This is a genomic window from Micromonospora sp. WMMC415 (genome assembly GCF_009707425.1).
In the GTDB taxonomy this organism is placed as follows: domain Bacteria; phylum Actinomycetota; class Actinomycetes; order Mycobacteriales; family Micromonosporaceae; genus Micromonospora.
Genome location: NZ_CP046104.1, coordinates 2,350,549 through 2,372,018, shown reverse-complemented (window position 1 = coordinate 2,372,018; position 21,470 = coordinate 2,350,549). Strand labels below are relative to the sequence as shown.

At 71.0% G+C, this 21,470-nt stretch carries 21 protein-coding genes and 2 tRNA genes; 10 read left to right on the top strand and 13 right to left on the bottom strand.

All coding sequences use genetic code 11. From position 1 onward, the window contains the following. Nucleotides 1-6: 6 nt before the first annotated feature. A complete protein-coding gene (locus GKC29_RS11525) occupies nucleotides 7-390 on the bottom strand; it encodes a DoxX family protein (protein WP_155330816.1) in 384 nt (127 codons plus the stop codon). 135 nt (nucleotides 391-525) lie between these two features. Beyond that, complete coding sequence (locus GKC29_RS11520) at nucleotides 526-1,710, bottom strand: NAD(P)/FAD-dependent oxidoreductase (protein WP_155330815.1); 1,185 nt, start codon at nucleotides 1,708-1,710, stop codon at nucleotides 526-528. Nucleotides 1,711-2,068: 358 nt separating this feature from the next. On the opposite strand from GKC29_RS11520, the gene GKC29_RS11515 reads away from it, so the two are divergent. Next, entirely contained in the window at nucleotides 2,069-3,037 is a 969-nt protein-coding gene (locus GKC29_RS11515; protein ID WP_155330814.1) for a GNAT family N-acetyltransferase, read from the top strand. 97 nt (nucleotides 3,038-3,134) lie between these two features. Here the strand turns inward: GKC29_RS11515 and GKC29_RS11510 are convergent, their stop codons facing one another. After that, nucleotides 3,135-4,211 carry a bifunctional NAD(P)H-dependent oxidoreductase/GNAT family N-acetyltransferase gene (locus GKC29_RS11510; RefSeq protein WP_155330813.1) on the bottom strand — a complete coding sequence of 359 codons (1,077 nt, stop codon included), beginning with the start codon at nucleotides 4,209-4,211 and terminating at the stop codon, nucleotides 3,135-3,137. A gap of 31 nt (nucleotides 4,212-4,242) precedes the next feature. On the opposite strand from GKC29_RS11510, the gene GKC29_RS11505 reads away from it, so the two are divergent. Continuing rightward, nucleotides 4,243-4,740, top strand: coding sequence for a MarR family winged helix-turn-helix transcriptional regulator (locus GKC29_RS11505; protein ID WP_155330812.1), 498 nt, complete (start codon nucleotides 4,243-4,245; stop codon nucleotides 4,738-4,740). A 172-nt stretch (nucleotides 4,741-4,912) separates the two neighbouring features. Then, entirely contained in the window at nucleotides 4,913-5,518 is a 606-nt protein-coding gene (locus GKC29_RS11500) for an AAA family ATPase (RefSeq protein WP_155330811.1), read from the top strand. On the opposite strand, the gene GKC29_RS11495 is transcribed toward GKC29_RS11500, so the two are convergent. Genes GKC29_RS11495 through GKC29_RS11485 form a run of 3 tightly spaced genes read right to left on the bottom strand, consistent with a single transcriptional unit; the run spans nucleotide 5,447 to nucleotide 6,740 of the window. Beyond that, on the bottom strand, nucleotides 5,447-5,680 hold the full coding sequence (locus GKC29_RS11495; protein ID WP_370463330.1) for a hypothetical protein: 234 nt from the start codon (nucleotides 5,678-5,680) through the stop codon (nucleotides 5,447-5,449). The genes GKC29_RS11500 and GKC29_RS11495 overlap by 72 nt on opposite strands. Continuing rightward, entirely contained in the window at nucleotides 5,677-6,042 is a 366-nt protein-coding gene (locus GKC29_RS11490) for a transcriptional regulator (protein WP_155330810.1), read from the bottom strand. The genes GKC29_RS11495 and GKC29_RS11490 overlap by 4 nt, the downstream gene beginning before the upstream one ends. Then, nucleotides 6,039-6,740 (bottom strand): hypothetical protein, encoded by a 702-nt coding sequence (locus GKC29_RS11485; RefSeq protein WP_155330809.1) that lies wholly within the window; start codon nucleotides 6,738-6,740, stop codon nucleotides 6,039-6,041. The genes GKC29_RS11490 and GKC29_RS11485 overlap by 4 nt, the downstream gene beginning before the upstream one ends. Before the next feature lie 175 nt (nucleotides 6,741-6,915). Here GKC29_RS11485 and GKC29_RS11480 point away from each other — a divergent pair, with 175 nt between their 5' ends. The 5 genes from GKC29_RS11480 (at nucleotide 6,916) to GKC29_RS11460 (ending at nucleotide 12,009) form a co-directional block, all read left to right on the top strand. Then, nucleotides 6,916-8,031 (top strand): MerR family transcriptional regulator, encoded by a 1,116-nt coding sequence (locus GKC29_RS11480; protein ID WP_155330808.1) that lies wholly within the window; start codon nucleotides 6,916-6,918, stop codon nucleotides 8,029-8,031. 103 nt (nucleotides 8,032-8,134) lie between these two features. Next, nucleotides 8,135-8,881 (top strand): phosphotransferase family protein, encoded by a 747-nt coding sequence (locus tag GKC29_RS11475; RefSeq protein WP_230688995.1) that lies wholly within the window; start codon nucleotides 8,135-8,137, stop codon nucleotides 8,879-8,881. 384 nt (nucleotides 8,882-9,265) lie between these two features. Then, entirely contained in the window at nucleotides 9,266-10,471 is a 1,206-nt protein-coding gene (locus GKC29_RS11470) for an acyltransferase family protein (protein ID WP_155330807.1), read from the top strand. A 757-nt stretch (nucleotides 10,472-11,228) separates the two neighbouring features. Further along, a complete protein-coding gene (locus GKC29_RS11465; RefSeq protein WP_196255855.1) occupies nucleotides 11,229-11,642 on the top strand; it encodes a contact-dependent growth inhibition system immunity protein in 414 nt (137 codons plus the stop codon). Between the two features lie 124 nt (nucleotides 11,643-11,766). Further along, nucleotides 11,767-12,009 (top strand): hypothetical protein, encoded by a 243-nt coding sequence (locus GKC29_RS11460; RefSeq protein WP_155330806.1) that lies wholly within the window; start codon nucleotides 11,767-11,769, stop codon nucleotides 12,007-12,009. 273 nt (nucleotides 12,010-12,282) lie between these two features. On the opposite strand, the gene GKC29_RS11455 is transcribed toward GKC29_RS11460, so the two are convergent. The 6 genes from GKC29_RS11455 to GKC29_RS11430 form a co-directional block, all read right to left on the bottom strand. Then, a complete protein-coding gene (locus GKC29_RS11455) occupies nucleotides 12,283-13,551 on the bottom strand; it encodes a PQQ-binding-like beta-propeller repeat protein (RefSeq protein ID WP_155330805.1) in 1,269 nt (422 codons plus the stop codon). 211 nt (nucleotides 13,552-13,762) lie between these two features. Then, entirely contained in the window at nucleotides 13,763-14,062 is a 300-nt protein-coding gene (locus GKC29_RS11450) for a hypothetical protein (protein WP_155330804.1), read from the bottom strand. 212 nt (nucleotides 14,063-14,274) lie between these two features. After that, a tRNA-Ile gene (locus GKC29_RS11445) sits at nucleotides 14,275-14,348 on the bottom strand. A 141-nt stretch (nucleotides 14,349-14,489) separates the two neighbouring features. Then, entirely contained in the window at nucleotides 14,490-15,731 is a 1,242-nt protein-coding gene (locus tag GKC29_RS11440) for an FAD-dependent oxidoreductase (RefSeq protein WP_155330803.1), read from the bottom strand. Continuing rightward, a complete protein-coding gene (locus GKC29_RS11435) occupies nucleotides 15,721-17,835 on the bottom strand; it encodes an MMPL family transporter (RefSeq protein WP_155330802.1) in 2,115 nt (704 codons plus the stop codon). Before GKC29_RS11435 ends, GKC29_RS11440 begins: the two co-directional genes overlap by 11 nt. A gap of 249 nt (nucleotides 17,836-18,084) precedes the next feature. Then, nucleotides 18,085-18,157, bottom strand: a tRNA-Asn gene (locus tag GKC29_RS11430). 272 nt (nucleotides 18,158-18,429) lie between these two features. Here GKC29_RS11430 and GKC29_RS11425 point away from each other — a divergent pair. Both GKC29_RS11425 and GKC29_RS11420 read left to right on the top strand, forming a co-directional pair. Next, nucleotides 18,430-18,825 (top strand): hypothetical protein, encoded by a 396-nt coding sequence (locus GKC29_RS11425; protein ID WP_155330801.1) that lies wholly within the window; start codon nucleotides 18,430-18,432, stop codon nucleotides 18,823-18,825. A gap of 138 nt (nucleotides 18,826-18,963) precedes the next feature. Next, a complete protein-coding gene (locus tag GKC29_RS11420) occupies nucleotides 18,964-20,148 on the top strand; it encodes an ROK family transcriptional regulator (RefSeq protein WP_155330800.1) in 1,185 nt (394 codons plus the stop codon). 152 nt (nucleotides 20,149-20,300) lie between these two features. Here GKC29_RS11420 and GKC29_RS11415 read toward each other — a convergent pair whose 3' ends face one another. Beyond that, nucleotides 20,301-21,308, bottom strand: coding sequence for a sugar phosphate isomerase/epimerase (locus GKC29_RS11415; protein ID WP_155330799.1), 1,008 nt, complete (start codon nucleotides 21,306-21,308; stop codon nucleotides 20,301-20,303). Between the last annotated feature and the right edge of the window lie 162 nt (nucleotides 21,309-21,470).

Below are 21,470 nucleotides of genomic sequence, written 5' to 3'. Positions count from 1 at the left end.
TCGTCGTCAGCTGGCGAAAGGTTCAGGGCCGAAGCGGCCCCACGCGATGAAGGCTGCGAGCGCAACGTAGCCCAGGTTCACCATTACCAACGTGAACTGACCAAGACGGCCATGGATGATCATCGCGCCGACCATGAGCAGAACCCAGCAGACGGCAGTCACCGGCACCATGAACGGTGCGATGTCGAGCACGGCCGGCAGGATCAGGCCAACCGCGGCCAGGAGCTCGAGGACCCCGATGGTCTTGATGAAGCCGACGCTGGCGTGTCCGGTCCACTCTCCGCCGTTGAGCGCAGCCAGTCTCTCCTTGGGTACGAACGTCTTGGTGATCCCGCCGGTCAGGGAGACTGCTGCCAGCAGTCCGGCGGCAATCCACAGGGCGAGGTTCATACCGTCCCTCCTTGCCTTGGGTAGGTGACTCCGGTGTCCTGGGACCATCCGGCACGGGCGGAGCGCCAATGGGACACCCTCGGTGGTTGGTGGCGGTTCGAGCTGGGATCGCCGATGCGCGGCCCAGCTGTCCGTTCAGCGGGTGGCCGGCGCCGCGCCACGCCTGGCCCGCAGCAACTCTTGGCGCTTGTCGTCCTTGACCCAGGTGAGCGAGCCGGGCTTGCGTGCCTCGTCCGCCAGATGCTTGACGGTGTGCTTGCAGACGAACTCCTTGAGCTTCGCGCCCGGGCCGCCACCGACGTACAGCCCGTTCGCGGTGTCGTCCCTGGCGGCGAACTGGAAGATTCCGGCGCGACGCCCCAGGCTGATGCACTGGCCGAAGAACCCCAGGTTGATGGGGGCCGGCTGCTCGCCCGCGATCCGGGCCAGCACCGTGTCGGCGGCGTGCGCGCCGATCCTCGTCGCGGCCTGGCAGCTCATCCGGAACGGCAGGTCCGACGGTGCCGCCGAGTCCCCGGCCGCGACGATGCGCACGTCGTCCACGCTCGTCAACGTCTCATCGGTAAGCAGGCGGCCCAGCGCATCGGTGCTCAGCCCGCTGCGGCCGGCCAGGTCCGGCACGCCGAACCCGGCGGTCCAGACGGTCACCGTGCTCGGCAACTCGCGGCCGTCACCGAGCTGCACGGCATCGCGTGTCACGGCCGTCACCTTCGCGCCGGGGCCGTCGAGGACGGCCACACCGAGCCGGGCCAGCCGCTTGGCGACCGAGCGTCGCCCCCGAGGATGCAGGTACGGGCCGAGCACCCCGCCGCAGACCAGGGTCACGGTACGGCCAGCCTCCGCCAGTTCGGCGGCGGTCTCGATGCCCGTCGGACCGGCTCCGACCACCGTCACCGAGGCCGTTCCCGGTAGAGCGTCGACGACCGGCCGCAGCCGCTGCGCCTCCTCCAGGCTGGCAATCGGGTAGGCGAACTCGGCCGCTCCGGGCACGCCCGGGTCGGCGCTGCCACTGCCCACCGCATAGATCAGGTAGTCGTAGCCGACCGTGCCGCCGGCCGCCAACGTCACGCTGCGCTCGGCCGCGTCGATCCGGGTCACCGTGTCGACCACCAGCCGGACGCCCTCGCCCAGGACTTCCTGGTAGTCGACGACCGCGTCGTCGGACCCGCCCACCAGTTGGTGCAGGCGGATCCGCTCGACGAAGGTCGGGCGCGGGTTGACCAGGGTCACTGTGACGCCATCGCGCTGCGTGAGGCGATTGGCCGCCATGACACCGGCGTACCCGCCGCCGGCCACGACCACATCGACGTTCCCAGTCATAGTGGCTCCTCCGTCTCCAGGGGTTCGGCCTCAAGACACCGCGTGACCGATCGTCCTGACAGCGTGTGAGGCAGGCCACTCCACAGGCGCGGCTCGCACCCTTCCCCCGCTGCCCGCCACCGGCTTGCGGGCTGAATGCGGTCCGCTAGCGGATCTGCGTCCAGGTACCCGGTGGGTGCGGCGGAAGGCGCAGATCCGCGAGCACCGCGAAGTGGTCGCTCGCCCAGGAAGCCGCCAACCTTGACGCCGTCATCCCGGTCGATCGAGGGACGTGCGAACACGTTGGGCGTTCGGCGCATCATGTTGGCCGCCGAAAACCCGGATGACCTCGGCGCCGATGGTGCGTAGCGTGCCGGCCATGTCCCGGACAGAGCTACGGCCGTTCACGGCCGCCGATCTGGCTGCCTGCGGCTCGTTGCTGGCCGACCGGCACCGTCGGCACCGCGTCGCCCAGCCGCTGCTGTCCGCCCGGTTCGAGGACACCGCTGTTGCGCTGGCGGAGCTGACCGCAGCGTACGAGACGCCGGACGCGTCAGGAGCGGTCGCGTACCGCGCCGGCGTCCCGGTGGGCTTCGTCCTCGGCGCCCCGAAGCCGTCACCGCTGTGGGGGCCGAACATCTGGGTGGAGGCCGCCGGACTCGCGGTCACCGACCCCGAGGTGATGCGCGACCTGTACGCGGTCGCCGCCGCCCGGTGGGTCGACGAGGGTCGCACGGCGCACTACGTCGTCGTGCCGGCGCACGACGCGGAACTGGTGCGGGCCTGGTTCCGCCTGGGCTTCGGCCAGCAGCACGCGCACGCCATCCGGCCCGCCGCCCGGCCGGGGACGGGTACGCCGGCCGGGCTGTCGGTGCGTCGGGCGGCCCGGGCCGACATCCCCGCGCTCGCCCAACTCGAACTCGAGTTGCCCCTGCATCACGGTCGGTCCCCGACCTTCTCCGCCGGCCGGGTGGGCACGTTGGAGGAGGCCCTCGCCGAGTGGACGGTCGACATCGACAATCCCGCGTACGCCACCTTCGTGGCCGAGTCGGACGGCCGGGTCATCGGCTCGGCCGTCGGCTGCGCGCTGGAGAATTCGAGCGGGCACCTGAGCCTGGCCCGCCCGGACCACGCCGGGTTCCTCGGGTTCGCGGCGGTCTTCCCGCACGCCCGTGGCACCGGCGCCGGACGGGCCCTCGGCACCGCCGTCATCGACTGGGCCGTGTCGGCCGGGTTCGACAGCGTGGTCACCGACTGGCGGGTGACCAACCTGCTCTCCTCGCGGGCCTGGCCGGCGCTCGGCTTCGACGAGACGTTCCTCCGGCTGCACCGGCTGATCGGCTACTGACCGGCCGCGACCGTCACGCCCGTCAGCGGCTGCGGGCTCGGCGCGGAGAGCGGCATGAGCGCGCCCCTAGCCTGGCCGGGTTCGTGGATTGGCAGCGTCAACGCTGCCCAACGGGTAGGCCCTTGGTGAGGCAGGCGGTTCCGTCAGGGCCGGCGAGTGGCATCGACCGGTACCCCTCGCTGTGATAGAGGTCGATGTTCCGCAGGCTCTTGGCGCCGGTGTACAGCAGGATGCGGCGGCAATCCGGTTGGGCGGCGGCTTCGGCGGTGCGCAGCAGCCATCGGCCCAGCCCCTGGCCGCGCAGGTCGGGCACGACGGCGAGCCTGCCCACGTGCCAGTCGGTGTCGACGCGACGGGCCCGCACCATGCCCAGCAGCCGGCCGTCCAGCCAGATGCCTGTGGTGTGCCAGGCCGCCAGCCAGTCACGCACCTCCTGCAGCGACTCGTGCAGGGCCGGTATGGCCATGGTGTCGTTGACGACGGCCTCGTCCACCCAGCAACACCGCTGCAGCACAGTGACCTCGGCCGCGTCGTCAGGGGTCAGCGGTCTCGCGTAGGACCCTGGCAACGGTCCGGACAGGGCCCCGGCTCGTGCGCGCTCGCGCATCGGCCGCAGGGCGTGGGCGACCCGGACCAGTTCGTGCAGCAGGCCGACACCCGCCGTGTCGCGGGCCGCGTCGGGCCGCAGCCGACCATTCTCCGTCGCGTCACCGATGCGGATCGCGACCGTGGCGCCCAACGGAACCAGGCGCAGCGTGGTCACCACCTGCTTGGCGTGCTGAACCGACCGGGTGCCGGCCGACGTGTTGCCGTAGCTGACGAAGCCGATCGGCTTCCACGCCCATTCGCGGCTGAGGTAGTCCAGCGCGTTCTTCAGGGTCGCTGGCATCCCGTAGTTGTACTCCGGCGTGACCACGATGAACCCGTCCGCCGCGTCGACGATCGCGCTCCACCGACGTGTGTGCTCATGCCGGTAGACACCCGACGACGGGTGTTCCTCTTCGTCCAGGAACGGCAGGTTCAGATCGCCGAGGGCCACCGGCACAAGCTCGACGCCGAGTCGGGCGGCAGAAGGGGTGATCGTCTCGATCAGCCACTGTCCCACTGCGGGGCCGAGGGCGCCGGGGCGGGTGCTGCACGTGAGCACCAGGACACGCGTCGGTTTCGTTGACATGGAAACGAAGCCTAGATGCTAGGTTGATTACATGTCAACGAGACGGCCGGCCGGCAGCGTGCGGTGGTTGAACGCCGACGAGGAGCGGGCGTGGCGGGCATTCCTGCGCGTGATGGTCGCCGTTCGGACCGGCACGGCGCGCGACCTGGCCGCGATCGGCCTCTCCGAACCCGACTACGAAGTACTCAGCACGCTGTCGGAGCGGCCCGACCACACCAGCACCCTGGGGGAACAGGCCGACAAGATGGGCTGGTCACGCAGTCGGCTGTCCCGGCACGCCACCCGGATGGAAGCGCGCGGTCTCCTGCGGCGCGAACCCGACCCGACCGACGGCAGAGGCTGCCTTCTCGTACTCACCGCGCACGGTCTGGACACACTCGACAACGCCGCACCGGCCCACGTCGAGTCGGTACGACACCACTTCATCGACCGGCTCACCCCGGAGGACCTCGTCGCCGTCGAACAGATCGCCCGGAGGCTGCAGGAAACCCCCGACCGGCGACGATCGACCGCCCGACGGGCCGGATGACCGCCACCTCGCACTTTTACGTGGCGCTGCCGCTGCGATAGCCTGCCGGTGGCGCCGCGCCGATCGAGTCCAACTCTCGGTGCATCTGGTGCCGCAACCGCTTCGCCGCTTGGCGTCGGATCGATCAGCAGTCCTGCAGTTGCTTCCCGCATGTCCGGTTATCGGAGAACCCATGCCCGCCTACATCCTCACCGGCGCCCCAGGGTCCGGCAAGACAGCGATCCTGCGCCAGCTGGAGATCGACGGCCACGCCGTGGTCGAGGAGGCTGCGACGGACGTCATCGCCCTGCGGCAGGCACTCGGCCGGCCAGAGCCGTGGCGAGAGCCCGGCTTCGCCGACCGCGTGTTGAATCTCCAGCGGAAGAGACAGCTCGCGGCCAAGACGGACGCCGGTGACGTCGTGTTCTTCGACCGGTCACCGGTCTGCACCTTGGCACTGTGCCGCTACCTCGATCTGAAGGCACCGCGTCACCTGCTCGAAGAGGTCGAGCGCCTGGTGGGTGAGCGTTGGTATGAGCAGACAGTCTTCTTCGTACGACATCAGGGTTTCGTCCAGGCCACCGCCGCTCGTCGGATCAGCTTCCACGACTCGCTCGCCTTCGAGAGAGTCCATGAACTCGCCTACCGCGAGGTCGGATTCGACCTCGTCGAAGTTCCGGCAGCTCCGCTACCGGTCCGCGTGGCAGCGATTCAACAGGCGGTCGCGTCAGGCGATGAACCGCACCTCCGGGAAGGCCGGGTTCGGGCCTTCGAGCAGGCGCCGCCGCCGGTGGCGTAGGTGCAGGTCGAAGAACGCGAGCGGGTACGCCTGCTGGATCCGCACCGCCCGCGCCGGGTCGAGGGTGCCGACCCAGCCGGCGAGGTCCTCGTCGCTCATCCCGACGATGCCGGTTGCGAGCGTGGCTGCAAGCAGGTGTCGGCGGGTCAGTGCGGTGGTCATCGGTCCTCCGGGGTGGCGGTGGTTTCGACCCGTGCGATGAGCAGCTTCAGTCGGCCGATCTCGTCGGCGAGGGCGGTGCGGCCGGCGGCGGTGAGGGTGATCCAGGTTCGGCCGCGCCGTCCGGTGTAGCCCTTCTCGACCTCGATCAGGCCGGCCGTCTCCAGCACGCTCAGGTGCTGGGAGAGGTTGCCGGCGGTTAGCTCCAGTTGGGTGCGCAGGTAGCCGAACTCGACCCGGCGTGCCTCGTGGGCGATGGTGAGGATGCCCAGCCGTACCCGCTGGTGCACCACGTCGTCGAGGCCGGTGACGGGATGCTGGGTCCCGGCCTCGTCCGTCTCGGGGGTGTCGGCAGGGCCGGTCACCGGGGCCGCCGCAGCCGTGACGCCAGCGCGAAGCCGGCGCTGCCCAGCAGCAGCAGGCCGCCGTTGATCACGAGCTGCGGCGCGAAGGCCCAGTGTTGCCCCCAGCCGACCCCCCACCCGAAGTCGACCGGCACCAGCACCACCGCCAGGTATCCGAGAGCGAACAACAGCAGCGCGACGCGCCGCTCCAGCCAGGCCAGTGCCAGCAGGGCCAACCCGATTGCGCCGGTCGGATCGAGCAGCCGGAGCAGCAACTGGACAGCGGCGGAGGGCTCGTCCGGGAACGTCAGCGGGTCGAGGTAGATCAGAACCGCCGTAGCGGCGGCGGACAGTGCGACGAGCGCGACGCCGGTGAGCACATACGGCAGCACCCGGGTGCCCAGTCCCCGGGCCCGGGCGACCCGCAGGTACCCGCCGGCGATCACCACGTACGCCAGCAACAGCGCCGCCCACCAGTAGAACTGCGCGGCCTGGTACCAGCCCTTGCACACCACCTGACCGTTCTGCACCGCCTGGCAGTCGCTGAGGACCGGCTGGCTGAACCGGTACACCAGGATCGCCCCGAACGTCACCACGGCCAGCACCAGCAGCGGCAACCACGTCACCCGCTGGGCAAGACGAACCCGGCGCGCGAGGTCGCGCGCATCGGCCAGCAGCCGGCGGGGATCACCGCCGGCAGAAACCGCGTCTGAAGTCATGCCAATAGGTTTCCATAACAAACTTATTGGCGCTACTGCCACTTTGCGGCGGCGCGGTCCGGCCCAGCGCTGGTCGCCCGCCACAGCGCCGCCCGACTGATCCGATCCGCGAATCGGTCATGCCAGCAGCGAAGCGCTTGCTCCTCACGCGGCGTCATGCCACATAGTCGGTGGCGTGGAGGAGCACCTGACCGTGGGGCGTGTGGCGGGGTTGGCCGGCGTCAGCGTCCGCACACTGCATCACTATGACGAGATCGGCCTCCTGGAGCCGTCCACGCGGACCGCGGCTGGGCACCGGGCCTACTCCGCGGACGACGTGGAGCGACTCCGGGAGGTGCTCGCCTACCGGCGGCTCGGCTTCGGATTGCGGGAGATCGCGGATCTGGTTGACGACCCGACCACCGACGCGGTCGCGCACCTGCGCCGACTGCGCGGCCTGCTGATGGACCAGCGCGACCGCGCTGCTGCCATGGTGACGGCCATAGACAGGGAACTGGAGGCACGTGCAGTGGGAATCAGGACGACACCAGAGGAACAGCTGAAGGTGTTCGGCGCGCAGTTGTACGACGCCATCGGATCCGCTTACCCAGCGACCCGGCGAACCGAGCCACGGATCGCCGCGCGCATCTGGGACGCACTGGGGGACGCACGTACGGTGCTGAACGTCGGGGCTGGCACCGGCTCCTACGAACCACCCGACCGCGACGTCACGGCGGTTGAACCGTCAGCGGTCATGCGGGCGCAGCGTCCCGTAGGTGCGGCGCCGTGCGTCGCCGCCGCCGCGGAGAGCCTGCCGTTCGAGGACCAGTCCTTCGACGCCGCGATGGCGGTCAGCACCGTCCATCACTGGCCGGACCCGGTCGCCGGGCTGCGTGAAATGCGGCGGGTGGCCCGCCGCGTGGTGGTGTTCACGTACGACGCCGATGACACCGGCTGGCGTCAGCGGTTCTGGCTCACCCGCGACTACTTACCTGAGTTCGCAGACCTCCTCGTCGGCTGGCCGTCCCTCGCCGACCTGACCCGCGCAATCGGAGGACGCGCGGAGCCGGTGCTCGTCCCGTGGGACTGCGCTGACGGCTTCTTCGAGGCACACTGGCGCCGGCCTGAGGCGTACCTGGACGAACAGGTACGCCGCGCGGTTTCGGTCTGGACCAGAGTCGGACCGCAGGCTGAGCAACGGGCAGTCAGCACACTCCGCGGAGACCTTTCCTCAGGCCGGTGGGCCGAGCGCAACCGCGACCTCGTCGCCCTCGACACGGCAGAGCTTGGTCTCCGCCTGCTCGTAGCCTGAACCAGTGGTCGGTGCCGCGCACGAGGCCGCCGGGCAGCGGACGCGGTCAGCCCGCCGTCGCACGCGATAAACCCGGGGCGGCGTCGATGATCATCCCGCGATAATGGCCGACGTGGAAGAGGTCAAGGTCGTCGTCGCCCATGACGAGCGGGCGACCCTGCGCGTCGGCGACGTGTTCCTGAAGATCGACGCTGATCAGACGCGCACCGACATCGAGGTCGAGGCGATGGCGTTGGCGCCGATCCCGACTCCGCAGGTCCTGTGGCGCAAGCCGCCCGTGCTCGCGCTCGCCGCCCTGCCCGGGACGGCACTGGGCCGCCTCGGCGAGCCGTCGCCCGCGTCGTCGGCGGCCTGGGTCGCGGCGGGTGCGGCCGCGCGGACGCTGCACGACGCGCCCAAGCCGCGATGGCCCGGTCGGCGCCTCGACGAGATCGCGTCGCGCCTCGACGGCGAATGCGAGTGGCTCGTCACGAACGGCGTCCTTCCCACCGACCTGGTCACCCGCAACCGCCAGGTTGCCGAGGCTGCGCTCCGGCCGTGGAAACCGGTGTTCACGCACGGCGACCTGCAGATCACCCACGTGTTCGTCGACGGTGACGAGATCACCGGCGTGATCGACTGGTCCGAGGCGGCCCAGGGCGATGCCCTGTACGACCTCGCCGTCCTGACGCTCGGACACGAGGAGCACCTTGACGACGTGGTCGCCGGCTACGGCACCGACGTCGACCTCGACGTGATCCGCGCGTGGTGGTCGTTGCGAAGCCTGCTGGCGGTCCGCTGGCTGGTCGAGCACGGCTTCGACCCGTCCCTGCCCGGCTGCGAGTTCGACGTGTTGAGATCCCGGATGTGAGGCTGCACGAGCCCGACGGCTACGAGTGCCGTTGCTTCGCACCGAGCGGGCCATCTCTCGAGGCGAATCGTCTTCCGGACCGACGAGTCATGGTCCTCGAAGATCCCGGCAGCCGGTCGGTGACATCGGCAGCCGCACGACGCATGCGCCTATCGGTCACGGACGGCTCAGCACGCTGCTGGCGTCGGTAGAGGTGCAGCAACGCACGTCTGTTCGGAACGCCGCTGCTCCGGACCGTTACTCCCAGCGTGACGTGGCGGTGCAGGTCCCGCTGGCCTGAGTAACCGCGGGAGCCGTACCTGGCTGGCCGGTCGGGTGATGTGACGGGCGCCCCGAGACCGAAACAATGACCGTCATGGCAGAGTACGTCCACACTCGGTGACCATGCGGCAGGATCGGCTGCGCCACGACGACGTCCGCCCGCCACAGCGACGGCGTCCGGAGCTGGACGCGCTGCGCGTACTGGTGGTCGTCGGGCTGGTGTTCTTTCACTCGGCCCTGGTGTTCGATGCCCGCGACGACTACTACGTGAAGAACCCGGAGACCACCGAGGCGACCATGATCGCCGCCGGTTTCGCGGTGGTGTGGGCGATGCCGATGCTGCTCCTGATCGCCGGGTTCGGCGCGTGGCACTCGTTGCACCGGCGGAGTCCGGGCGGGTTCGCCGTCGAACGGCTGCTGCGGCTCGGCGTGCCGCTGCTGATCGCCACCGCCACGCTGCTCCCGCTGCCACAGTGGTTGCGGCTGCGGGCGGCCGACCCCGGCTACCGCGAGTCGTACCTCGATTTCCTGTCCCGGTTCTTCACCGTGCGGCTGGACCTGGCCGAGTTCCCGTTCGTCGTGCGGGGGGAGCACTTCGAGACGGGACATCTGTGGTTCGTGGTGCTGCTGTTGGCGTACTCGCTGCTGCTGACGCCGTTCGCCCGCTGGCTGCCCCGCGCCCGCGCCCGCCGGCTCCGTGACGGGTTGGCGGCCGCGACCCGGCGGCGCGGCGTGGTGTTGCTGCCGGCCGTACCGGTCGCGTTGGTCAGCGCTTTGGTCGGGCTTGAGGAGGAGTACGCCGGCTGGAGCCGCTGGGCATACCTGCTGTTCTTCCTGTACGGCTTCGTGCTCGCCGCCGACGACCGGTTCCGCGCGGCGATGCGGCGGGATGCGGGGCTGGCCACGGCGCTCGGGCTGGTCCTGTTCGTGGCCAGCTCGCCGGGCTTCCTGTTCGCCGACGACCCGTTCACCGGCTGGACGCCGCTGGCGGTCGCCTCGCGGACCGCGTACGGGGCGGCCGGCTGGTGCTGGCTGGTGGCGATCCTGGGCCTGCTGGACCGCCGGCGGGCCGCGGGTTTGCCGTCCAGGACACCGAACGGCTGGCTTCGACGGGGGTACGCCTACCTGGCCCTCGCCGCGTTGCCACTGTACGTGCTGCACCAGCCGGTCGTGGTGGCCGTGGCGTACCACGTGGTCCGGTGGGACGCCCCGATGCCCGTCAAGTACGCCGTGATCGTCACCGCTTCCCTGCTGCTGACCGTGGCCGCGTACGACCTGTTGGTACGCCGTACCCGATTCACCCGCTTCCTGTTCGGCATGCGGGCCTGACCGGTCGGACGGGGAGGAGCAGAGTCCGCAGCTGTCCTGGCAACACTCCGACCATCGGAACTGGGCCCCTTTGGGGACCAGCGATTTCCATATTGTGAGGTGACGTGAAAGGCCAGGCCAGCGGCATGATCAAGTATTCCTTGAAATGCCGCTGGCCTGCGGTTTCGGGTGGGGCGGGACTCGAACCCGCGACCGAGGGATTATGAGATCAAAATGGGCGATCCGTCGACCTGGGAAAATGGTGGTCTTGCAGCGGAAACGCCTCTCGACATCTCTCACCACTCCACCGCTGTCCGTCGCCCTCTTGCGGACTAGATGCGGACTGCGACGCATGGACTCCACCCCCCGGCGATCGTAGGCTCGTTTCGTGGTGTCAGTGATCGAGACGGTGAGGCTTGTTGTCGTTGTCGCGATCCTGCTGCCCCTCCTGGTGCTCATGGTGATCGCTCTGTTGAAGCCACGAAACTCCCGGTCCGACGACGGGCCCCCTGATTTGCTCCATCCTCCGCCGGACGGGGGCGGTGGCGGCGATGCAGGTGGCGGTGGGAACTAGTTTCAAGCGGCCGCGAAGGCAGATCGTCAGTTTGGAAGAGCGTGCTCAAGCGGTCGTGATGCCCGAAACGCCTGCGGGCGGTGGCCGGCCCGGCTGCGTCTCGTGCCCGCTCGTGCCCGCTGCGCGCCACGGTTACTGGCCCACGGATGGCCCGTCAGCCTTTCGCGCACCCCCAGAATCGTGGTGCGGACTACCCTGTCCGCCGTGACGACGATCGAGCAGCTTGAGCGGGAGGTCTGGCCGGATCCCGGTCCGGATGCCACCTCTCTCGTCAGGCGTTGCGTCGAGCTGCGACGTAAGCCGTTGGCTGAGTTCACCGTCGAAGACCTACGCATCATGCTCGGGCAGGAAATCGGCGTGCCCGCCTTGCTGCCCCGCGCGGTACAAGTTCTGCTCCGCGACCCGTTGGCTGAGGGCGACTATTACGCGGGCGACCTGCTCTCCAACGTGCTGCGGCTACCTGACTCGGCGTGGTCGAACCTACGAGCGGAACGGAAGCGGCTGGCCTCTGTTCTAGCTGAGCTCGTTGCCGGTCCCCCGTTCTCCGACCCTGACCTTAAGCCTCGCGACCCCGACCGACTGCTTCGCGACGCCATCGTGCGATTTCTTGGGCATTGAGAGCGGATCTCCTCGTCGGGCAGTCGTAGACCGTCCAGCCCTCGTGGTGCCCGGCGAGGGGATCCGCGGCGGCATCTCTGAGGAGGGCCGGGGTCTGGGGCGGAGCCCCAGCTATGGTCTTGCGATGAACGCCGTGAACGTGGTCGAGAAGTTCGGGGCGGACGGCTTCCTCGAACGGTCCTGGGTCCTGCCACCAGAAGTTGTCGTGCCGCTCAGGGCTCATGTCAGCATGACCGAAGAGGGCTGGATCATGTACGAGTGGCCGGTGACGGCGGAGATAGCGGCCATCGTTCAGCCCTGGGTCGATGAGACGATCGACGTTGCATCCGGCGCATGGAACATCGGTTCCGAACAAGCTCCCGACTAGCTCAACATCCGCTGTCGTTCCCAAGCGTGGCCGGCCGGCCCGGCCGATGCCGGCCGGAGGTCGCCAGCAGGCCGGGGCCGGGCCGGCGCGGCCCGCTTGCGGGCCACCTTGATCCTCAAGAGGTCAAATCGGCAGTATCGGCACGGGCCGGCCTACCCGTGTCCTCCGTCGACTGATGCGCGACACGCGTCCGCCAACTGATCCTCGACACGGTCGGCGCGCTGATCGCGGCTAGATCCGGATGCCGCCGCCGGTCCAGGCGAACCGATGCGGTCAGCGCCGCAGCCGCCACAGGCCGAGCGACCCGTCGTGCCGCAGGCACACCAGGCCACCGTCGACCGCCTGGCAGCCGCCAGCCGCCTCGGGCAGCACGTCGAGTATCCGAACGGTGGCCGCCACCAAATCCACCTCGGCGACCACCGCTCCTCTGGCCGGGTGCGGGCGGACGGCGAGCAGTGGCTCGTCGCCGCTCCACCGGGGTGCCAGTTCCCAGCGGCCCAGCTCCGCCCGTGTTTCGCCGGTGACCGGGTCGAGCAACGCCAGGTCCATGAGGGTGGTGGCGCTCGTCACCCCGGTGACGATCAGCCCGTCCGGCTCCGCCAACAGCGGGTTCAGGTCCGTCCGGGTCCACAGCAGACGTCCGGTCGTGGCGTCCAGCGCCGACAGGCTGCCGGGCTGGACGTGAACACAGACGAAGACGCCGCAGTCCATCGCATACATGGCGGCCGGCACGGTCGCCGTCCAGCGCCGGTCCAGCCGATCCAGCCCGTACGCGGTCACCCGCGCGCCATCGACGCTGACCAGCACGTCGGCAACGACCGACCACTGCCGGCTCGGACTGCCTTCCGCGGAGCCGAGGTCGGCGGTCGCCAGGACGGCGCCGGTGCCGGCGGCGCGCACCTCGACCCGCCCCCGCGGATCGCCGAGCACCACCCGGTCGACCAGCGTGCCGGTGGCACCGTACGTGGGACCTCCCGCCGAGACCCGGGCGCGCCACCGCAGCGTTCCGCAGCACGGGTCCACGGCCCGCACCGCCCCGCTTCCGTCCTCGCCGAGGGCCTCCAGGAGCAGGCCCCCGCCGGCCACGGGGACGGCTCTGCCCGGCTGCCGCCAGCGGGACGTCCCGGTCCGGGGGTCCAGCGCCACGGTCTCGCTCTCGTAGGACTCCGGGTCGAATCCGGTGACCAGCAGCAGACCAGCCTGGGCGTGGCCGCCCCAGAACGTGCCGGACGCCGGCAGCGGCACCCGCCACACCGGATCGCCGCCGGACAGCCGGTACGCCGTCATCGAACGCGGGCCCCCGCGCCGGTCCGCCGGATCGACGACCATCAGCAGGCCGCCGGCGACGATCTGGTCCGCCCCGAGGCGGGACGGCACAACGACGACGTCCCGGACCGGCAGCGGGGTCGACGCGGCCAGCGTTGCCAGGGCGGCCAGCAGTACCGCGAGGAACACCGGCATCCGCAGGGCCACCCGGCGCGGGCGGGCCGACGACTCCGGGTGCTCGACGTCGCGCAGTTCACCCAGGTCGATGAGAGTCATTCGCCACCCCTCTGAGGGTCGCGCGCCGGATCGGGCGACCTGGAACACGGCGTCTATGTCACGAGTAGCCCGTCGGCGTCGTAGGCCAGAGCCATGGCCGCCCCGCCGAAGATGTAAAGGTCCGCGACCACACCTCGCCTCGACAGCCGGTCCCCGAGCCGGCGGAAGGCATCCTCGATCGCCGCGCGGTCCAACAGTGGATCATCAAGCCTCACGCGACGTTCAACTCCTGCGCCGACACGTACACGCCCCGACGACGGAACGCTGCTGGCGCGTGTACCACCGCGTCGACCCGGGCGGCACGCGTGTTGAAGGGAAACCAGAATCGCCGGAGCGACCGCGTCTCGACCCACGGCGGCGCACCCCGCCCGTCCTTGGCCGCCAAGTGCTCCGTCAATGCCGCGAGGAACACATCCCAGTGCTCGTCGCCGGTAGACGTTGGTTCCTGGTCCAGCAGACCGGCGCGCATCTCGGCTGGTTCCCATCGGTACTCCTCAAGGAACTCTGCCACCAGCCGCCACCGTCGCGTCTCGTCGGATCCAACGAGCAAAGCACCTAGGCGTGCCACCGTCAGTGGCTCGTACCTCGCAGCGCGGTTCCTCATTCCCTCGACGCTAGTACATCCGGCGGCGGATCCGCGGCCAGCCGCAGTCCGCGTCGAGCAGCCGCACAGAGCGTCGCGACGCGCCGCGGCCAGCTGGTTCGCACGAAAGATCAACAAGGTGGGGCGGGCGGGACTCGAACCCGCGACCGAGGGATTATGAGTCCCCTGCTCTAACCGGCTGAGCTACCGCCCCGGCACCGCGCCGGATCGTAACCCGCCCGGTTGATCAGCGGCCAGCACGAACCGGCTCCCCTCGCTCACGGCGCCTGGCGCAGCAGCACGATGGGCAACGCGAGGATAACAGCGTGCAGTCAGGCCACCGCGCGAGGAGGTGTCAGGCCGGTGGGCGCAGGTACGCCAGGACCACGCCGGCCGTACGCCAGCCGCTGGCGAGCGCCCCCTGGATGGACGGGCTGTCCCGATGGTCGCCCGCGACGAACAGCCCCTCTCCCAGGGCCACCGGTTTACGCAGGCGGCCCTGGGGCGGCGGCGCGGCGGGCAGCGCGTCGGGGACCGCCACGGTGGTGAGGTGGGTCCAGTCCGCCGTGGAGCGTCCGTAGAGGCGGGTCAGCTCCTCCCGGATCACCGGTTCGGGTGGGGCGGACGGCCCGACCACCGAGGTGGCGACCAGGTGCCGCCCCTGCGGGGCGTACGTCGGCACGGCCTTGCTGACGACGACCGTGTTGGCGACCAGTTCCCGCCGGTCGCCGTCGACGAGCAGGATCGGCTCGTCCAGGGGCGGCGTGTCGGTCGCGTGGTAGTAGGTCGTGTAGCTGTGCATGCGTACCCGGGCCAGCATCGGCAGCAGCGTCGCCGCCGCCGGCGGGTCGACCGCGACCACGACGGCGCGGGCCGCGACGTCGCCGGCCTGGGTGCGGACCCGGCCGGGCGCCACCTCGGCGACCGGGGTGTCCAGGTCGATCAGGTCGGTGGGCAGCGGCGCGGCGACGGCCCGGGGCAGCGCCGCCATCCCCTCGGCCGGCAGGCCGATGCGGCCACGGGCGAAGGAGCGCAGCACCATCGCGAACACGTGGCTGGACGTCTCCAGCTGGCGGTCGATGAACGCGCCGGACAGGAACGGCCGCAGCAGCTCCTCGACGATCTCGTCGGAGAGGCCGGCGCGGCGCAGCGCCACCTCCGTGGTGGTCTCCGGTGCCTCCAGCAGCCGCCGGGCGGGCAGGGTGGCGCAGCCGGCGGCGAGCGCGGCGAACCGCAACCGGTCCGGCAGCGAGCCGACGCCGGCCAGGGCGGTGCCGGGCGCGCCGGCCGGCTTCCGCAGCGGGTTGACCAGCCGCGTCAGGGTGCCGCCCCGGCGGACCAGAACGCCGGAGGTGAAGTACCCGAGGTGGAGCCGGTCGACGTCCAGCAGCGTGCCGAGCCGGGGGTAGGCGGTGTTGAGCACCTGGAAGCCGCGGTCGAGCAGGAAGCCGTCGACCGCGTCGGTGGCGACGCGCCCGCCGAGGCGGCCGCTCGCCTCCAGCAGGCGCCAGGGCACGCCGGCCCGGTGCAGCCGCCGGGCCGCCGCCAGGCCGGCCAGGCCGCCGCCGACGATCACCACGTCGGTCTCAGCCAGCACGCTGCACCTCCCGCTCACCGTTGGACCGCGACAACCGGCCCGGCCACCAGATTTTCGGACCGATGTCGTACGACAGGGCGGGCACCAGCAGGGAGCGCACCACGATGGTGTCGATCAGCACCCCGACGGCGACCGCCACGCCCAGCTCGACGAGCACGACCAGCGGGAGTACGGCGAGCGCGCTGAACGTGGCGGCGAGCACGATGCCGGCGGACGTGATGACACCGCCGGTGACGGCGAGGCCGGCGAGCACGCCGGCGCGGGTGCCACGCCGGACGGACTCCTCCCGGACCCGACTCATCAGGAAGATGTTGTAGTCGATCCCGAGGGCCACCAGGAAGACGAAGGCGAAGAGCGGGAACGAGGCGTCCACGCCGGGAAAGTCCAGGACGTACGTGAAGATCAGTGCGCAGAGCCCGAGGGTGGCCGCGAAGCTGAGCAGCACCGTCGCGATCAGCAGGACGGGGGCGAGGATCGCCCGCAGCAGCAGCGCCAGGATGATCGCGATGACGAGCAGGACGACCGGGATGATGACGTTCTGGTCGCGCCGTGAGGCGTCGGCGGTGTCCACGTTGATCGCGGTGAAGCCGCCGACCACGGAGTCCGAGTCCGGTACGGCGTGCACGGCGACGCGCAGGTCCCGGATGGTGCGCTCGGCGCCGTCGGAGTCCGGCGGGTCGGCGAGCGTCGCCTCCAACTGGACGATGCCGTCGACGACCTTCGGCGGCGCGTTCGGGGCCGGCGGCCCGGTCGGGTTGTCGGTTACCGGGCGTACCGCCGCGACGCCGGGCACGCCCCGCGCCACCTCGGCGACCTGCCGCGCGGTCTCCTGCGTCGTGAAGACGGTGGCGGGGCTGCCGGTGCCGGCCGGGTAGTGCCGGGCGATCGCCTCCTGCCCGGCGACCGATTCGGTCCGCTCGGTGAAGAGGTCGCTCTGGCCGAGGGTGGTCACGCCGAGCTGCGTGAGGCCCACCGCCGACGCGGCCAGCGCGACGCTCGTGAGGAGCCAGACCACGCGGGCCCGCCGTGCGACGAACCGGGCGACGCGGCTCCAGATGCCGTGCTCGGCGCGGGGGTCGGCGCGGTCGACGAGTGGCCGGCGCGGCCAGAACGCCCACCGCCCGCCGAGCAGCAGCAGTGCCGGCAGGAAGGTGAGCATCACCAGCAGCGTGGCGGCGATGCCGATGGCCGAGACCGGCCCGAGTGCGCGGTTCGAGTTCAAACTGGACAGCAGCAGGCAGAGCAGGCTGACGATGACGGTGCCGGCGGAGGCCACGATGGCGGGGGCCGCGCCCCGCCAGGCCGCTGTCATCGCGTGCCAGGGGCGCTCGTGCCGGTGCAACTCCTCCCGGTAGCGGGCGACCAGCAGCAGCGCGTAGTCGGTGCCGGCGCCGAAGACGAGCACGGTGAGGATGCCCTGGGCCTGCCCGTTGAGGGTGATCGCGCCGGCGTCGGCGAGCAGGTAGACGAAGACCGAGGCCAGCGCGAAGGACATGCCGGCGGCGAGCAGCGGGAAGATCCACAGAACCGGGCTGCGGTAGACCACCAGCAGGATGACCAGCACCACGCAGAGGGTGACCAGCAACAGCGTCCCGTCGATCGCGGAGAACACCTCGATCAGGTCGGCGAGCAGGCCGGCGGGCCCGGCCACGTCGACGGTGAGCCCGTCCCGGTCGGCGCCGGCGACGGCGCGCAGGTCCTCGACGACCGTCCCGATCTCCTCGCCCCGGTCGTCGTCGATCGGGACGACCACCTGCACCGCCTGCCCGTCCTCGCTGGGGATCGGGGGCGGCAGCGGGCCGACCACGCCGGGGACCTCGGCGAATCGGGCGGCGTCGGCGGCGATCCGCTGCCGGTCCGCGTCGGTGATGCCGGTGGTGCGCTCGTAGACGACGAGCGCGGGCAGTGTGGGCTCGTCGACGAACCGCTCGGACAGTTCCTGGGCGCGGGTCGCCTCGGCGTCGGCGGGGAGGAAGGACGCGTTGTCGTTGGTGGCGACCTCACCGAGCCGCCCGGAGTACGGCCCGGCCACACCCCCGACCACCAGCCAGGCGAGGACGACCAGCAGTGCGATCAGCGTGACCCGCCCGCCTCGTCCGGACATCCGCACCACCCGTGATTTCGACGCACTGATCGACGCAAGCGGAAGTCTAAGCCGACCCCACCCATCCTGCCCGTCGAACCGGTCATGGGTAGCCGAAACCGCCCACGCCTGCTGCGTCGATCTCGCACTTCCGGTGCACCGGGGTTGCGCCGTTCGTCGGGCCGGAACTGCCAGGACCAGCGAGAGCACCCGGGGGCCGGAACGACGAAACGCCCGCCGGTCAGTCGGCGGGCGTTGGGTGGAGAGAAGCTCCCCCGTTTGGACTCGAACCAAAAACCTGCCGGTTAACAGCCGGCTGCTCTGCCAATTGAGCTACGGGGGACCGTGCGGTCACGCGGCTTTCGGATCTCTCCGGCTCCGTGCGACGGGACAAGAGTACAGGACTCCCCGGGGTCTTGGTCCAGGGGGTTACCCCGCGCCCACCCGCACGCCGACCCAGGGATATAACGGGACAAATCGTCATCGCGGCACAAGGAGGTATGAGCGGAGAGCAGGATGGGTAGTTAGCTGCCGACGACAGGACGCAGGCGCATCGGTCTGTCCCGACGGGGTATGTGGCGGGACGACGGCGCGTCAGGTACGGAAGGAGCCGCCATGCGCGGAAAGATTATGTTTCTTGGCGGGCTGGCTGCGGGATTCGTCCTGGGCGCCCGTGCCGGCCGGGAGAAGTACGAGGAGCTGGTGATCCGGGGCCGCAAGGTGCTCGACCACCCGACCGTCCAGGAGGCGGCCGGCGTCGCCCAGGCCCAGGCGACGCGACTCTACAGCGAGGGCAAGGACAAGCTCGGCCAGTCGAAGCTGGGCGAGAAGCTGAGCGGCAACGGCCACCGGCAGGAGCTGACCGCCGCCGACGACGCGTTCGCCGGCACCCCGGCCACCGTCGGCGCCAAGTCCGGCTCGTCCGGCGGCGGCTCGACGCCCGGGTCGTCGACTGCCAGCAGCACGTCCCGCAAGCCGTCCGGCTCGGGCAGCAGCGGCAGCACCCTGTAACGCGTACGCCTCAGCGGGCCGGTCGTCCTCGGACGGCCGGCCCGCCGGCTTGTGACCGGAGGCGAACCGTCCGCGGCCCCGGCGCGCTACGGGGTGGTAACAACACCGTGGCAGACTCCCGCCGGGGAGGTGGTGGAGATGGTCTCCGTCCGGCCGGAGAACGCGGACCAGGCGCGCCTGGTCACGCTGCTGCGCGACCAGGGCCCCCGGTCCCGGGTGGAGCTGGGTGACGCGCTGGGCCTGGCCCGTGCGCGGCTCGTCGCCGGGATCGAGCGGTTGACCGAGGTCGGGCTGGTGGAGAGCGCCGGGCCCGCCGCCTCCCGCGGCGGCCGGCGCTCGTCGTTGCTGCGCCTCGGGCGCGGAGTACGCTTCGCCGCCGTCGTCGTCGGTACGCGGGAGCTGACCGTCACCGTCACCGACGGCGAGTTGACCCCGCTCGCCGACCTCACCGAGCCGGTCGACGTACGGCAGGGGCCGGAACCCGTGGTCCGCCGTGCTGTCGAGCTGATCGGCAAGCTCCGGGCGGAGCTCGGCCTGGGCCGGCTCACCGGGGTCGGCGTGGCCCTACCCGGGCCGGTCGACCTACGGGAGGGCGTGCCGGTCTCGCCACCACTGCTGCCCGGCTGGCACCGCTTCCCGATCCGCGACACGATCGCCGCCGAACTCCGCTGCCCCACGGTGGTCGACAACGACGCCAGCGTCAGCGCTCTCGGCGAGCGGCACGCCGGCGTGGGACGCGCCTTCGACGACTTCCTCCGGGTCACCCTGGGCTCCGGCGTCGGCTGCGGTCTCGTCCTCGGCGGTCACCTGCACCGGGGAGCCACCGGCAGCGCCGGGGACATCGCCCATCTGACGGTCACCGAGTACGGCCCGACCTGCGTGTGCGGCGAGGTCGGCTGCCTCGAGGCGTACTGCGGCGACAGCGGGCTGGTCGGGGCGGCGCTGGCGGCGGCGCGCGGTGGCCGCTCACCCGCCCTGGCCGCCCGGCTCGCCGAGACCGGTGACCTCACCGCGGCCGACCTGACGGCCGCCGCCGGCGACGGCGACCCGGCCGCGAACGCGGTGGTACGCGAGGCGGGGCGCCGGCTGGGTCAGGTGCTGGTCGGGCTGATCAGCTTCGTCAACCCGGCCATCGTCATCATCGGCGGTGCTCCCGCCGGCCTGGGACACACGCTCCTGGCCGAGATCCGGGCACTCGTCTACCGCCGGTCGGCGCCCCTGGCCACCGGCACGATGCCCATCGTCCTGTCGGACCTCGGCGACCGGGCGGCCGTGATCGGCGCCGCCCGCCTGATCAGCGACCAGACCCTGACCCCCCGCTGACCCCCCACCCACCCACCCCTCACCCGCCCGCGCTTAGTCGATCATGAAGTTAGCGGGGTGACACGCCGACACGGGACCCGCCAACTTCATGATCAACACAAGCGGGGGACCCGGCCGGGGGGTGGGACAAGGCCGGCCGGGTTGGGTCGGCGTCAGTCCTTGCTGGTGAAGGCGGCGTCGAAGGCGGCCGCCGGGGCGTCGAAGGCGAGCCGACGGACGAACTGCAACGCCTCGGGGGCGCCGACCAGGCGGTCCATGCCGGCGTCCTCCCACTCGATCGAGATCGGACCGTCGTACCCGATCGCGTTCAACGCGCGGAAGCAGTCCTCCCACGGCACGTCGCCGTGCCCGGTGGAGACGAAGTCCCAACCGCGGCGCATGTCCGCCCAGGGCAGGTGGGAGGCGAGGCGACCGCGCCGGCCGTCGCCGGTACGCACCTTCGCGTCCTTGCAGTCGACGTGGTAGATCCGGTCGGCGAAGTCGAAGATGAAGTTCACCGGGTCGAGTTCCTGCCAGACGAAGTGCGACGGGTCCCAGTTGAGCCCGAACGCGGGCCGGTGCCCGATCGCTTCGAGGCTCCGCTTCGTCGTCCAGTAGTCGTACGCGATCTCGCTCGGGTGCACCTCGTGGGCGAAGCGCACGCCGACCTCGTCGAAGACGTCGAGGATGGGATTCCACCGGTCGGCGAAGTCCTGGTAGCCGCGCTCCAGCATCGCCGGCGGCACCGGCGGGAACATGGCGAGGGTGTGCCAGATCGACGAGCCGGTGAAACCGACGACGGTCTTCACGCCGAGCTTCGCCGCCGCGCGCGCGGTGTCCTTGATCTCCTGCGCGGCCCGCTGGCGTACGCCCTCGGGTTCACCGTCGCCCCAGATCCGCGCCGGCAGGATCCCCTGGTGCCGCTCGTCGATCGGGTGGTCGCACACCGCCTGGCCGACGAGGTGGTTGGAGATCGCGAAGACCTGGAGGTTGTGCTTGGCGAGGGTCTCCTTCTTCCGGTCGACGTACGACTCGTCGGCGAGCGCCTTGTCGACCTCGAAGTGGTCGCCCCAGCAGGCGATCTCCAGGCCGTCGTAGCCCCACTCGGAGGCGAGCCGGCAGACCTCGTCGAACGGCAGATCGGCCCACTGACCGGTGAAGAGCGTGATGGGTCGCGCCATGGTCCTGTTTCCCCTGTCGTGATGGGGATTCCGTTCGTGCGTGACCGGGGCGAGGGAGTGCCGGGTGCGGGCGGCCCCGACGGTGCACCGGTGGGCGCGGTCGCGCCTGGGGCCGACGGGTTGCGCCTCCCGTCGGCTCACCGGCCACCTCGCGGTCGCCGC